14 protein-coding genes and 1 rRNA gene are annotated in these 14097 nt (G+C 46.3%); 14 read left to right on the forward strand and 1 reads right to left on the reverse strand.

Annotated elements, in window-relative coordinates; all coding sequences use genetic code 11:
* On the forward strand, positions 1 to 429 hold a 429-nt coding region (locus AB1466_03180; GenBank protein ID MEW6189102.1), incomplete at its 5' end, for a CarD family transcriptional regulator.
* Positions 430 to 453: 24 nt separating this feature from the next.
* On the opposite strand, the gene rrf is transcribed toward AB1466_03180, so the two are convergent.
* A 5S ribosomal RNA gene (gene rrf / locus AB1466_03185) occupies positions 454 to 570 on the reverse strand.
* 263 nt (positions 571 to 833) lie between these two features.
* Between rrf and pyrR the strand changes: the two genes are divergently transcribed.
* The 13 genes from pyrR to coaBC all read left to right on the forward strand — a co-directional run bounded on the left by pyrR (position 834) and on the right by coaBC (position 14030).
* Positions 834 to 1376, forward strand: a complete 543-nt coding sequence (gene pyrR / locus AB1466_03190; GenBank protein ID MEW6189103.1) for a bifunctional pyr operon transcriptional regulator/uracil phosphoribosyltransferase PyrR — start codon at positions 834 to 836, stop codon at positions 1374 to 1376.
* Positions 1377 to 2318, forward strand: coding sequence for an aspartate carbamoyltransferase catalytic subunit (locus tag AB1466_03195; protein ID MEW6189104.1), 942 nt, complete (start codon positions 1377 to 1379; stop codon positions 2316 to 2318).
* Positions 2311 to 3648, forward strand: coding sequence for a dihydroorotase (locus tag AB1466_03200; protein ID MEW6189105.1), 1338 nt, complete (start codon positions 2311 to 2313; stop codon positions 3646 to 3648). Before AB1466_03195 ends, AB1466_03200 begins: the two co-directional genes overlap by 8 nt.
* Positions 3649 to 3652: 4 nt before the next feature.
* Positions 3653 to 4822, forward strand: coding sequence for a glutamine-hydrolyzing carbamoyl-phosphate synthase small subunit (gene carA / locus AB1466_03205; protein MEW6189106.1), 1170 nt, complete (start codon positions 3653 to 3655; stop codon positions 4820 to 4822).
* 27 nt (positions 4823 to 4849) lie between these two features.
* Positions 4850 to 8122, forward strand: a complete 3273-nt coding sequence (carB, locus tag AB1466_03210) for a carbamoyl-phosphate synthase large subunit (protein MEW6189107.1) — start codon at positions 4850 to 4852, stop codon at positions 8120 to 8122.
* On the forward strand, positions 8110 to 8877 hold the full coding sequence (locus AB1466_03215) for a dihydroorotate dehydrogenase electron transfer subunit (GenBank protein ID MEW6189108.1): 768 nt from the start codon (positions 8110 to 8112) through the stop codon (positions 8875 to 8877). The genes carB and AB1466_03215 overlap by 13 nt, the downstream gene beginning before the upstream one ends.
* Before the next feature lie 136 nt (positions 8878 to 9013).
* On the forward strand, positions 9014 to 9931 hold the full coding sequence (locus AB1466_03220) for a dihydroorotate dehydrogenase (GenBank protein ID MEW6189109.1): 918 nt from the start codon (positions 9014 to 9016) through the stop codon (positions 9929 to 9931).
* 240 nt (positions 9932 to 10171) lie between these two features.
* Positions 10172 to 10912: an orotidine-5'-phosphate decarboxylase gene (pyrF, locus tag AB1466_03225; GenBank protein ID MEW6189110.1), complete on the forward strand. Its 741-nt coding sequence runs from the start codon at positions 10172 to 10174 to the stop codon at positions 10910 to 10912.
* Positions 10909 to 11484 carry an orotate phosphoribosyltransferase gene (gene pyrE, locus AB1466_03230; GenBank protein MEW6189111.1) on the forward strand — a complete coding sequence of 192 codons (576 nt, stop codon included), beginning with the start codon at positions 10909 to 10911 and terminating at the stop codon, positions 11482 to 11484. Before pyrF ends, pyrE begins: the two co-directional genes overlap by 4 nt.
* A 99-nt stretch (positions 11485 to 11583) precedes the next feature.
* Positions 11584 to 11892: an integration host factor, actinobacterial type gene (gene mihF, locus AB1466_03235; GenBank protein ID MEW6189112.1), complete on the forward strand. Its 309-nt coding sequence runs from the start codon at positions 11584 to 11586 to the stop codon at positions 11890 to 11892.
* 12 nt (positions 11893 to 11904) lie between these two features.
* A complete protein-coding gene (gene gmk / locus AB1466_03240; GenBank protein MEW6189113.1) occupies positions 11905 to 12501 on the forward strand; it encodes a guanylate kinase in 597 nt (198 codons plus the stop codon).
* Positions 12476 to 12724, forward strand: coding sequence for a DNA-directed RNA polymerase subunit omega (gene rpoZ / locus AB1466_03245; protein MEW6189114.1), 249 nt, complete (start codon positions 12476 to 12478; stop codon positions 12722 to 12724). Before gmk ends, rpoZ begins: the two co-directional genes overlap by 26 nt.
* Positions 12725 to 12827: 103 nt before the next feature.
* Positions 12828 to 14030 (forward strand): bifunctional phosphopantothenoylcysteine decarboxylase/phosphopantothenate--cysteine ligase CoaBC, encoded by a 1203-nt coding sequence (coaBC, locus tag AB1466_03250; GenBank protein MEW6189115.1) that lies wholly within the window; start codon positions 12828 to 12830, stop codon positions 14028 to 14030.
* The last annotated feature ends 67 nt before the right edge of the window (positions 14031 to 14097 follow it).

Genomic DNA, 14097 nt, shown 5'->3' on the forward strand with positions numbered 1-14097 from the left:
AATTTTCAAGGGTATGAACAGGAATATTATGTAATTGATATACCCTCGGAGGAAATGAAGGTAATGATCCCCATCGAGCGGGCGGAGAGTGTGGGATTAAGGAGGGTCATTTCGTCACGAGACGTTCCCAAGGTCCTTCGCATCCTAGGGGAAAGGAATCATCTATGGTACAGGGATAAGGACTATTACAAATGGTATGCCAATCGTCTTGAAAAGATAGGTAGTTCAAATATCCTCGAAGTTGCCGAAGCCGTGGCTAATTTCTTGGACAAAAGAGATAGAAAAAATTTAAGTTTAAGGGAACGAGAACTCCTCAAAAGAGGACTTTACCTGTTGAGTACCGAGATAGCCTGTGCTAAAAAGATTAAAAAGAGCAAGGCAAAAAGATTAATACTCAAATCTTGGAAGAAAATGCACGGTTCACCGTAGCCCAAAGCATTAACAACAGTGAGACCCTGGCAACGTCCTACTCTCCCACCCCGTCACCAGGGCAGTACCATCGGCGCTGGAGGGCTTAACTTCTCTGTTCGGAATGGGAAGAGGTGTTTCCCCTCCGCTATGGCCACCAGAGTCTCAACTTAAATTATATTACTGTTACAATTATTTTCAATCAGGTACAATTAAGGGGTATTTTATTTCAGCAAAGCATTGACGTCAAATCCTTCTTCTGTTATGATGAGAAAAACCTTTAAATCTAGTCCTGCGAGGCTAGGAAGGAGGTTAAAATTAATAATGAATACGAATACCTTCTTGTGTGGGACAGGAAGGTATTTTTTTGTCTCAAAACCCTGGCGTCCAATTGGAAAATATAATGACATTTGAGGAGAAGATCGATGGTCTTTAAGGAGAAAACAACCGTAATGGATATGAACGTTATTCAAAGGGCTCTCATAAGGATCGCACATGAGATTTTGGAGAGGAATAAGGGTGCTGGGAATTTGGCACTCATAGGAATTCGGAGCAGGGGAGTCCATTTAGCCCGAAGGTTGGCCCAGAAAATAGGCGAGATAGAAAACATAACTCCTCCCGTGGGAGTGTTGGATATCACATTTTATCGAGATGATATAGGCACTCATCCACAGCCCAGAGTTTCCTCCACGCAGATAGATTTCGACGTCACCGGTAGGGATATCGTGTTAGTGGATGACGTCTTATACACCGGGAGAAGTGTGAGGGCAGCCATGGATGCCATTTTTGACTTTGGTCGACCAGCAAGCATTCAGCTTGCTGTAATGATTGATAGAGGACACAGAGAGCTTCCCATTCGGCCCGATTATGTGGGGAAAAATATACCAACTTCTCGCAAGGAACGAGTACAGGTGAATTTAAAGGAGGAAGATGGCCGTGATGCTGTGGTCATTGGGGAGGTTTCTTAAGTGAAAGTTAAAACCCAGCTTAAAAGCAAGAACCTTTTGGGAATAAGAGAACTAAATCGCGAGGAGATCGAATTGATTCTCGATACAGCCCAGTCTTTCAAGGAGATTTCGACTCGTACCATCAAAAAAGTTCCTACTTTAAGGGGAAGAACCATAGTTAATCTCTTTCTGGAACCAAGTACTCGCACACGGACATCCTTCGAACTGGCCGCTAAGCGCTTGAGTGCCGATGTTGTGAATATTTCGGGCAAAGACAGTGCCGCCGTGAAGGGGGAAGGTCTTAAAGATACTGCCAAAACCATTGAAGCCATGAATGCGGATCTCGTAATCGTCAGGCATTCCGCTGCCGGAGCACCACACCTTTTAGCCAGGCTCGTCAGGTGCGGGGTAGTAAATGCAGGAGATGGAGCTCACGAACATCCTACACAAGCCCTACTCGATTTGTTCACCATCAGGGAGAAACTGGGGAGAATCGAGGACTTGCATGTAGTCATAGTTGGTGACATCGCTCACAGTCGGGTAGCTCGCTCCAATATCCTGGCTCTCACAAAGATGAGAGCAAAGGTTACCCTGGTCGCCCCACCTACTCTGCTCCCTGTGAACACCGAGGCCTTCGGCGTGGATGTAAGCTATAATCTCGATGAGGTTATAAAAGAGGTCGACGTCATCTATTGCCTGAGGATGCAACTCGAACGTCAAACGGAAAATCTCTTTCCCTCTTTGAGAGAGTACACAACGCTGTTCGGTTTGAATATGGCGAGGATCAAAGGGGCTAAGGAAAATGTACTTATTATGCATCCGGGACCCATGAATCGAGGGATAGAGATAACCTCTGAAGTTGCAGATCTCCCCCAATCGGTGATGACGGATCAAGTAGCGAATGGAGTGGCGGTGAGGATGGCCATACTATACTTGCTTATAGGGGGCGGTGAGAGTGTCTAAGGTGCTGATAAGGGGAGGAAGAGTCATCGACCCCGCAAATGAAGTTGATGCCACCTTTGACATTCTGGTTGAAAATGGGAGGATAATGAGCATTGCGGAGAATTTGGCGGTAAAGAATGCTGAAATCATCGAGGCCAGGGATATGATTGTTACACCCGGTCTCATAGATATACATGTTCACTTGCGTGAACCCGGTAGGGAGGATGAGGAAACCATAAGAACCGGCACTCGAGCCGCCATTAAAGGTGGTTTTACCTCCGTTGCTTGCATGCCAAACACAAATCCGGTTGCCGATACGGCATCTGTGGTCGAGACGATACTGGAGAAATCCAGAGAAGAGGGGATAGCCAGTGTCTTTCCCGTCGCTGCCATCACCAAGGGTTTAAAGGGTAAAGAACTCGCTGAGATGGGCGAGTTGGTTAAAGCAGGTGCGGTGGCTTTCTCGGATGACGGGGAGTCGGTGATGAATGCCGAGGTGATGAGGAGAGCCTTTGAATATTCACGAATGTTTAACATCCCACTGGTTGCTCATGCGGAAGACAAAAATCTTTCTTCACATGGTCAGATGAATGAAGGTTTTTATTCCACGCTGCTTGGATTGAAGGGTATCCCAGCAGCTGCTGAAGAGGTCATGGTGGCTCGAGATATTATCCTAGCTGGGGTAACTGAGGGAAGACTTCATATAGCCCATATTAGTACGGAGGGATCCGTAGCTTTAATCCGTATGGCTAAAAAAGCGGGAATTCGGGTGACTTGCGATGTTACTCCTCATCATTTGGTGCTCACCGATGAGGTTTTAATGAATTTCGACACCAATTTTAAGGTGAATCCCCCGCTCAGATCCCAGCGAGATGTGCAAGCACTTTTGGAAGGACTTTCCGATGGGACAATTGATGCCATTGCTAGTGATCACGCTCCACATGCGCTACATGAAAAGGAAAGGGAGTTTGACCGCGCTCCATTTGGAATAGTGGGACTTGAAACGACCCTTCCCTTGATGCTCACCAAGGTGGTGGAAACTGGGGTGCTTGATTTGCCACGGTTGATCGCAAAGTTAACGATAAATCCCGCAAATACCCTAGGAATTCGTAAGGGAAGTTTGTCCATAGGGAGTGACGCCGATATTACCATCTTTGATCACAAAGCTAAACTTAAAGTTGATATTAACAGATTTGAATCCAAGAGCAAAAATTCTCCCTTCCACGGTTGGGAATTGAATGGTATTGTGAAATATGTTTTAGTTGCGGGGGAGATAGTTATAAGAGAAGGTAATATCGTCGAAGGTCGCGAGATGAAAGTCAAGGATCGAGAGTCGAGGACAAGGGGATAGTGATATGAGGGAAAAGGCGATATTGGCATTGGAGGATGGAACCATATATGAGGGAACAGCTTTTGGGGCAATTGGTGAGGCAGCAGGGGAGATCGTCTTTAACACCAGCATGACTGGGTATCAAGAGATTTTGACCGACCCCTCCTATGCAGGTCAAATAGTAACCATGACCTACCCTCATATCGGCAATTGCGGGGTAAATTCCGAGGATTACGAATCCCGAGGTCCCTTTGTGGAGGGATTTGTGGTCAGGGAATGCTCCAGAATCTATAGTAACTGGAGGGCTGAGGATTCCCTAGAAAATTTCCTCAATTCTTACGGCATTGTGGGAATTCAGGATATCGATACCAGGGCTTTAACTAAGCACATTCGAAGCGAAGGAGCCATGAAAAGCATCCTTTCATCAATTGATCTGAACCCCCAGAGCTTGGTAGAGAAAGCCAAGGCATCTCCCGGGCTTATAGGTATAGATTTGGTTAAAGACGTTACCATCGATAAACCCTATGTATGGCGGGAAACGAGGAGGGTTAAGCGCTTCCATGTTGTTGCCTTTGATTTTGGCATAAAACGCAATATCTTAAGATCTCTTGAAACGGTAGGGTGCAAGATAACCGTTGTCCCCGCCAGTACCAAAGCCGAAGAAGTGTTAGCCCTAAATCCCGATGGAATTTTGCTATCCAATGGTCCGGGAGACCCCGCGGGTGTACCCTATGCCATTGAAACCACAGGAAAACTCCTGGGCAAAAAACCCATCTTTGGAATTTGTTTAGGGCATCAGATACTTGCCTTAGCTTTAGGGGGTAAGACTTATAAGCTTAAATTTGGCCATAGAGGGGGCAATCAGCCAGTTAAAAATCTGTTGACCGGAGGCGTTGAAATAACGGCCCAGAACCATGGCTTTGCCGTGGATCAAAGCTCTCTTAGGGTTAGCGAAAGGGAATGGCGTGTGGGAAAGACGATCCCAATTGGTGGATGGGGAGGAAAAACCGAGTTTGGGAGCATTGAGATCACCCACATCAATTTGAATGATGGAACCGTGGAGGGCTTGCGGTGTCTGGATATCCCCGCCTTCTCTGTGCAGTATCATCCAGAGGCCTCACCGGGTCCCCATGATTCCAGGTATTTATTCGATCAATTTATCGAATTGATGGAGGAAGCAATCGATAGTCGATAGTCGATCGTCGATGGTTTGGGGGATAATATGCCCAGGAGAACAGATATCCATAAAATCTTAATAATTGGTTCGGGACCCATCATCATCGGGCAGGCTTGCGAATTTGATTATTCGGGGACCCAGGCTTGTAAGGTTTTAAAGCAGGATGGATTCAGAGTCATCCTGGTCAATTCCAATCCGGCGACCATCATGACCGACCCCGAGTTCGCCGATAGAACCTATATTGAGCCCATAACACCAGAGGTCGTAGAAAAGATAATTGAAAAGGAAAAACCCGATGCTTTGCTACCAACGCTGGGTGGTCAAACGGGACTTAATACTGCCGTTGCTCTTGCTGAAAGTGGCGTACTTCATCGATATGGAGTTGAGCTCATTGGAGCGAAACTCGAGGTAATTAAAAAAGCTGAGGATAGAAGCTTATTCAAAAAGGCAATGAGTAGAATTGGACTGGACCTACCCCGCAGCGGTTTTGCCTATAGCTTAAGTGAAGCTTTAAAAATTGTGGAAGATATCGGTTTCCCAACGGTCATTCGACCCAGCTTCACCCTGGGTGGGACCGGTGGAGGCATTGCCTATAACCTTGAGGAGTTCAGAAATATCGTTTCCGCAGGTCTCATGCTCAGTCCCATAAATGAAGTTTTAATCGAGGAGTCGGTGATCGGTTGGAAGGAATACGAGCTGGAGGTGATGAGGGATCTCAAGGACAACGTGGTCATCGTCTGTCCCATCGAGAATTTTGATCCCATGGGGATCCACACCGGAGATAGCATTACCGTTGCTCCCGCTCAAACCCTGACCGATAAGGAATATCAACGGCTTCGAGATGCTGCCATCGCCATCATGAGAGAGATAGGAGTGGAAACCGGTGGATCCAACATCCAGTTCGCCGTCCATCCTGAAACAGGGCGTCTGGTAGTCATCGAAATGAATCCCAGGGTTTCTCGAAGTTCAGCCCTTGCTTCCAAGGCTACTGGTTTTCCCATCGCCAAAATTGCCGCTAAGCTTGCTGTAGGATACACCCTAGATGAAATTCCAAATGATATCACCAAGGAGACTCCAGCTTGCTTTGAACCAACCATAGACTATGTGGTGGTAAAGATCCCAAGATGGACTTTTGAGAAATTTCCCGAAGCCGATGCACGCCTCACCACGAAGATGAAATCCGTGGGGGAAGCGATGTCCATCGGGCGAACCTTCAAAGAGGCACTTCAGAAGGCCATTAGATCTCTGGAAATCGATAGATATGGTTTGGGAGCTGACGGGCGCGAGGAGATTATCGAAGAGCAAGTCCATCAAAAATTGGCTGTCCCCAATCAAGATCGAATCTTTTACATTAAATATGCTCTATCCATGGGGATGTCCGTTGAAGAGGTCTATGAGCTGACCAAAATTGATCCCTGGTTCCTGCATCAAATTCAAGAAATCGTCCTAATAGAGCAGGAAATCTCGAAGTATAATTTGAAAACCCTCCCCAAGGAGCTTCTTAAACAGGCAAAAAGGCATGGTTTTTCAGATGTTCAAATCGCTTACCTTACGGGATCGACTGAGGAGGCAGTTCGCGAGACAAGGAAAGATTTTGAAATTACTCCCACTTTTAAGCTCGTTGATACCTGTGCGGCTGAGTTTGAGGCGTACACACCATACTATTACTCTACATATGAGGTTGAGAGTGAGATCAGACCATCAACTAAGTCAAAGATAGCCATTTTCGGAAGCGGTCCCAACCGCATCGGTCAGGGAATAGAATTTGATTATTGCTGCGTCCATGCTGCTTTTGCTCTTAAGGAAGAGGGTTTTGAGACCATCATGATCAACTGCAATCCAGAGACGGTTTCCACGGATTATGATACCTCCGATAGACTCTATTTTGAGCCTCTTACCTTGGAGGATGCTTTGAACATCATTGAAGCGGAGAAACCCGAAGGGGTCATCCTTCAATTTGGTGGACAAACGCCTCTAAAACTAGCTGTTCCTCTAGAAAAAGCTGGAGTCAAAATCCTAGGTACCCCACCCGATAGCATCGATCTCGCCGAGGATAGAAAGAGATTTGGGGCACTCTTGAGGAAGTTAGGGATAAACCAACCACCTCATGGTACGGCAACCTCTTTTAAAGAAGCGTTAAAGGTCGCTCGAGGAATAGGATATCCTTTGCTGGTTCGTCCATCTTATGTCCTTGGCGGTCGGGCTATGGAAATCGTCTACTCGGAAGAAATGCTTGAGGGTTATATCGCCTCGGCGGTTAAGGCTTCGCCAGAACATCCCATTTTGCTCGATAAATTTCTTGAGGATGCGATAGAAATCGATGTCGACGCGGTGTCCGATGGAGAAACCGTATTCATAGGGGGAATCATGGAGCATATAGAGGAAGCTGGAATCCACTCAGGAGATAGTGCCTGCGTGATACCCCCATTTTCCATAACTGATCAGCAAATTGAGGAGATTAAGGAATGTACCTGCACCTTGGCCAGGGTTTTAAATGTTGTGGGACTGATCAACATCCAATACGCCGTAAAGGACGGAACTCTCTATGTGCTTGAAGTTAATCCTCGAGCTTCTAGAACGGTACCCTTCGTGAGTAAAGCAACGGGCATACCTCTGGCTAAACTTGCAGCTCGAGCCATGGTTGGGAGAACCCTCAAAGAGTTGGGCTATGAAGAACGCCATGAACTAAAGCACATCGCCATTAAGGAAGTTGTCCTTCCCTTTGGAAGATTCCCTGAGGTGGACACGGTCTTGGGACCAGAGATGAAATCCACTGGCGAAGTTATGGGAATAGATCTGGGCTTCGGGCAGGCTTTCGCTAAAGCTCAGATGGGTGCGGGTCAGCAGCTACCAGCAAGGGGCACCATCTTTATAAGCGTTCGCAATAGGGATAAAAGAGCCATAATTCCCATCGCCAAAAAACTTGTGGAATTGGGTTTTGAGATTGTCTCCACTAAGGGAACAGCCGAAGTGCTCACCCGAAGTGGTGTTAAGGTCAAAGAAGTTTTGAAGGTTCGGGAGGGTCGCCCCAATGTGGTGGATCTCATAAAGAATGGCGAAATCGACCTGGTGATCAATACTCCTTGGGGTAAAGGTCCTCGAACGGATGGATATTATATCCGAACTGCGACATCAGTCTATGGTATTCCATGTATCACCACCATCGCAGGAGCTTCTGCAGCTATCAAGGGGGTTAAGGCCATGATGGTCGGAGACATTGCCGTTAAGGCCATTCAAGATTATCACATTGAAGAATCTCCCCTAGAAACCAAGACCGAATCAGCGACGGCTGTGGAGAAGAAGAAATGTTCCAAGTGAAAGCGCACGTTCTTTTGAAAGAACAAATAGCGTCGGGGATTTATACCTTAAGATTTTTTTGTCGCGAAATTGCTTCCAGAGCCAAACCTGGACAATTTATCCACGTTAAATGCGGGGAGAATAGAAATTTCATTCTTCGCCGTCCCTTCAGCATCCATCGAATTCTGGGTTCGGATACTTTTGAGATACTCTTCAAGGTCGTGGGCAAGGGGACATCTTGCCTGGCTCAACTTCACCCCCATGAGATTCTGGACATCATCGGTCCCATGGGAAATGGCTTTGCCATCGATGATGGTCTCAAAAGCACTATGCTTGTCGCGGGGGGAATGGGAATTGCTCCCCTGGTGTCTTTGATAGAAGAACTCGAGTTGCAAAGGATTAGGCTCTATATTCTCCAGGGAGCGGCGACTAAAGAAGAGTTGCTCTATTTCATGGATTTAAAGAGGATAGCCAGAAAAATCTTTCCAGCCACAGAGGATGGAAGCATGGGCCATAAGGGGCTTATCACGGATCTTCTACCTGTGGCGATCAAAGAATGTAAGCCCGATTGCATCTATGCTTGCGGTCCTGAGGAAATGCTCAAGGAAGTCGCTGAAATTTCCTCGGGATTCGATATTCCCACTCAGGTTTCCATGGAAAGGCGCATGGGGTGTGGAATTGGTGCCTGTCTTTCCTGTGTTTGCGAGACGAGGGATGGTTACAAGAGGGTTTGTGTCGATGGTCCGGTCTTTGATGCAACTGAGATTGTGTGGTAGGTTCAGGGTTCGAGGTGTAAGTATAACTAATGTCTGCGATCAATACAGTTAAGAGCTAAAGGTTGTAGGCTGGAGTGTTGTAGGCTGGCGCTCGCTGAGAGCTGATAGTTAGAGAAGTTGAAGGTTGTGATTGGGGATGAAACCAGATTTGAGCATCGATTTAGCTGGAATTAAGATGAAGAATCCGGTGATGAACGCGTCAGGTCCTTTTGGTTGCGGCCGGGAGTATGCCCAGTTCATAGACTTAAGTGAGCTGGGAGCGATCGTGGTTAAAAGTATTACCCTGAAAGAACAAAGGGGTAATCCACCTCCCCGAATCTGCGAAACTGCCTCTGGTATTCTTAACTCCATAGGACTTCAAAATAAGGGTGTCGATCGCTTCATCCGAGAGGATTTGCCACATCTTAGAAATTATAATGTTCCAATTATCGTCAATGTTGCGGGGGGCACCATCGATGAATACGTCGCCGTCTGTGATAGGCTAAATCATGTCCATGGGGTCTCCGGAATTGAACTCAATATCTCCTGCCCCAATGTGAAGAAGGGTGGAGCAATCTTCGGTTCCAGTTCAAGATTAGCATCGAAGGTTGTTAGAGAGGTAAGGAGGGTGACCAACTTACCCCTCATTGTCAAACTCACTCCAAATGTCACTGATATCGTCAAGATAGCCAGGTCCGTCGAGATTGCAGGAGCTGATGGTGTATCACTGATCAATACCCTATTAGGGATGTGCATAGATGTGGAAACTTTTCGTCCAGAATTGGCGAGCATTGTTGGAGGTCTTTCCGGTCCAGCCATAAAGCCCATAGCTATAAGAATGGTTTGGCAGGTTGCCCAGGCCACCAATATTCCCATCATAGGCATGGGTGGAATCGCGAGCGTGAAAGATGCGATCGAGTTTTTTTTGGCGGGAGCAACCGCCATCGCCATTGGAACAGCCAATTTAATCGATCCCCGGATAACCATCGAAATCATCAGGGGGTTGGAAAAGTTCTTGGAAGAAAAAGGGTTTGAAACCATCTGGGAGATTGTGGGGAAAGTAAGGATAGATTAATCCCAAAAATAGGACTCAATCTCGGTATAATTCTCGATATACGTTAGACATAAATGCCTGAGCAGCTCTTTTTGCCAAAAATGGCTTTAAATTTAAATTCTAATTTCAAAACACTAAGCACTAAACATATCAAATGTCTAAAATTCAAAGATCAAAGCAAATGGGTAAAGATTTGGAAGAGTGTTTAGGATTTAGGATTTCGAATTTAGATTTTGGGCTTAGGGTGGTGTTATGGTTTCAATGACGAGGAACGAGGGGCGAGAAGCGAGAAATCCATTGATAGTAGCCCTTGATGTTTCCAGTAGAGAAGAGGCCATTCGACTTTGCCACGCTTTGAGGAATAAGATTGAGATATTTAAAGTTGGCTTACAGTTATTCCTAGCTTGTGGACCGGGTATTGTACACATCGTCCATGCCTTAGGTGGGAAGGTATTCCTAGATCTTAAATTCTTTGATGTTCCTAACCAGGTATCGAACGCCTGTCGAGAGATTGTGCGGATGGGTGTGGAGATGTTTACCCTCCACACCCTCGGCGGATTTGAAATGATGAGGGAAGCCGCCACGGTTACCAGGAAAATGGCAATGGAATTAGAGGTAAAGGCTCCCATTATCTTAGGAGTCACCATTCTAACGAGCTTTGACCAGCAAGAGCTACAGGCATTGGGAACATCGGAGAAAATCACATCTCAAGTCGTGCATTTAGCGTCCCTGGCCAAGGATGCGGGACTTGATGGAGTTGTCGCATCTCCCCTTGAGATATCCGCAATTCGGAAAGCTCTGGGGAAAGATATCATCATCGTAACTCCGGGTGTACGTCCGAAATGGACTATTTATGATGACCAAAAGCGTGTTCTAACACCGGTGGAAGCCATGAAGTTGGGGGCCTCCTATATCGTAGTGGGTAGGCCAATCATCCAATCGAGCGATCCGGTTCAGGCAGCATCTCAAATCCTAATGGAGATAGGGGGAATGTCCTCTTGATCCCAGAGGAAGTGCTCAAAATCTTGGGGGAGAAGGGTGCCATCCTTAGGGGTCATTTTCAACTTTCCTCGGGACGCCACAGTGATACTTATCTTCAGTGCGCCATGGTATGTCAATATCCCGATGTAACCAATGCCCTTGCGAGGGAGCTCGCCATTCCCCATCAAAAGAGTGAAGTGAATGTGGTAATAACACCTGCCATCGGCGGAATCATCCTGGGTTACGCCGTGGCTCAATTTTTAGGCTGTCGAATGGTATTCGCTGAAAGAGAGAGGAAGAAATTGTCTCTTCGGCGTGGTTTTTCGATTAAAGCGGGTGAAAAAGTACTTGTAGTTGAGGATGTAGTGACGACGGGGGGAACCATTAAAGAGATGATCGATTTAGTCAAAGGATATGGGGGAGAAGTCATAGGTGTAGCAAGCTTAATTGATCGAAGTGAGGACGAGGTGTTCGAAAAACCCCTTCACTCTCTCGTTAAAATGAAAATTAAATCTTATTCCTCTGAAGATTGTCCCCTGTGTAAGAGGGGAATTCCCATCTCCATACCTGGTAGCCGTGGAATAATTAAATAAAAAATTGAAATTTTGTTGAAGTTTTTGTTGCCATTTACCTTTCTTCTTTTGTATAATGACTTCTGAACTGCAAGCCTTTTTGGAAAAAGGGGGAGTAAAATGCCACTACCGAGACTTTCTGACGCAGAGAGAAGAGATGCTTTGAGAAAAGCCGGAGAGATAAGGCAGAAAAGAGCGCGGCTCAAAAGAAGACTGAAGGAGGGAGAAACCACTCTAGTTGAGGTTTTGAACAAATCTTCAGATCCCGTCGTAGCAAGGATGAAAGTTAGTAGCTTGCTCGAGTCGCTTCCCAAGGTAGGAAAGGCCCGCAGCCAGAAGATCATGAAGGAGATAGGTATAAGCGCTTCTCGCAGGGTACAAGGTTTGGGTTCGAAGCAGCGTGAGCGTTTGATCAATATGCTCACCTAATTAGAGGTGTTAATGGAAACAAGAAGTAAATTGTTTGTTATCTCTGGGCCATCGGGAGCCGGAAAGGGAACTTTGGTAACAAAGCTCCTTAAACGGCTCCCTGATCTTCATTTTTCCATTTCTTTAACCACGCGAAAACCCCGTCCAGGTGAATTGCCTGGAATCGATTATCATTTTGTCTCTGAGGAAGAATTCCTCAAGAAAGTAGAATCCAATGAGTTTCTAGAATGGGCTAAAGTTCATGGTCATTATTACGGGACATTATATGAACCCATTAAAAGAAATTTAAGGGCGGGCAAAGATGTGATTCTTGAGATTGATGTTCAGGGAGCTCTGCAGGTAAAAAAGAAGGTACGGGATTCAATTCTCATCTTCATCTCTCCCCCCTCCGTTGAGGAACTGAAAACCAGACTCCAAGAGAGGAAGACAGAAACGGAAAAGGCAATGGAGGTTCGAACCCAGGATGCCTTATGCGAGCTGAAGCAGGCTAAAAAATATGATTATGAGATAATCAATGACGAGGTGGATAGAGCTGCAAGGGAATTGATAAAAATCATTCAATCTGAGAGGGTAGGAGGCACAAATGGCACTTGTTTATCCCAAAATTGACGATTTATTAAAGAAGGTTGATAGCAAGTACACACTGACCATAGCCGCTGCCAAAAGAGCGCGGCAGATAAATGAATATCTAAATGCCATTCGTAGACAGGAATTGACTAGGATAAGACCTCCTCAGATAGAAGCCATCACCAATAAACCCCTTAGCGTCGCCCTCCGGGAAATAGCCCAGGGAAAGATCGGCTACGAACGAGCTGTAAATGGTATTAAATAGTCGCCGGTCACCGGTTCCCGGTACCGGTAAAAATCAGATTCGATTTTCCCAGCGGACTAGAGATAGATCGCTGGTACATTTCATTATATTTCTAGGGGAAAAGATGTTAAAAGGCAAAACAGTTGTTTTGGGTGTGACCGGTTCTATCGCTGCCTACAAATCGGTTGAGATTGCGAGAGAACTCATCAAGCAGGAAGCAAAGGTTAAAGTCATCATGACCGATGCAGCCACCCATTTCGTTACCCCCTTGACCTTCGAAGCCATTACCAGGCAACCGGCAATAACCTCTCTCTTTCATCCCGAATTCAAGGGGAAGATCCATCATATTTCCCTCGCTGAGGAAGCCGATTTAATCTTGGTTGCTCCCGCCACCGCCAATATCCTGGCAAAAGTCGCCCATGGAATCGCCGATGATATGTTGTCCACAACTCTGTTATCTGCCACTTGTACCATCATCTTCGCCCCCGCCATGAATGCTAGGATGTATCTCAATCCGGCAACTCAGGAGAATATACAATTGCTTAAGAAAAGGGGTTTTCGGATCATTGAACCAGAAAGAGGGGAGCTTGCCTGTGGTGAAGAGGGTCCCGGGAGGCTTGCCAGCATCGATAAGATAGTGAACGCCGTTAAGTCTGAGCTAATAAAGGAGATGGATCTGCAAGGGAAAATCATTATTGTAACCGCGGGCGGGACCCAGGAACCCTTTGATCCCATCCGATACATTGGGAATCGTTCCTCAGGTAAGATGGGTTACGCCATTGCCGAAGCTGCTCGGGGGAGAGGAGCCCACGTGATCTTGATTAGTGCTCCTACTCAGCTTGAACCCCCTCGCGGAATCGAGACGATCCATGTTAGAACCGCCATGGAGATGCGAGAAGCCATTCTGAAGTATTTCGACCGAGCGGATGCTGTAATCAAAACCGCCGCGGTTACAGACTTTAGACCAACTGCTTTCCATCCCCATAAAATCAAGAGGGATCGACAAAGGATGACTCTGGAATTGGAACGGAATCCCGACATCCTTGAAGAACTGGGTAAACGAAAGAGGAATCAGATTCTTATAGGGTTTGCCGCCGAATCCGAAAATTTGGTGGAAAATGCCAAACAAAAGTTGAAAAAGAAAAATCTGGATTTCATCGTGGCAAATGATATCACCAAGGTTGGATCGGGTTTTGGAAAGGATGTAAACGAGGTCACCATCATAGATGCTGAAGGGAGGATGGAATCATCCCCGCCTCTTCTCAAGGGGAAGATAGCCGAAATGGTCATAGATAGGTTGGTAACCCTCCTCAGGAGTAGAGCTTAAAAACCTCTTTTCAAACAATGAACCATGTGAGGGTGTAACCAATGTCTGCGATTAATATAATTAAAGA

This window comes from Actinomycetota bacterium, assembly GCA_040755895.1.
Lineage (GTDB): Bacteria > Actinomycetota > Aquicultoria > Subteraquimicrobiales > Subteraquimicrobiaceae > Subteraquimicrobium.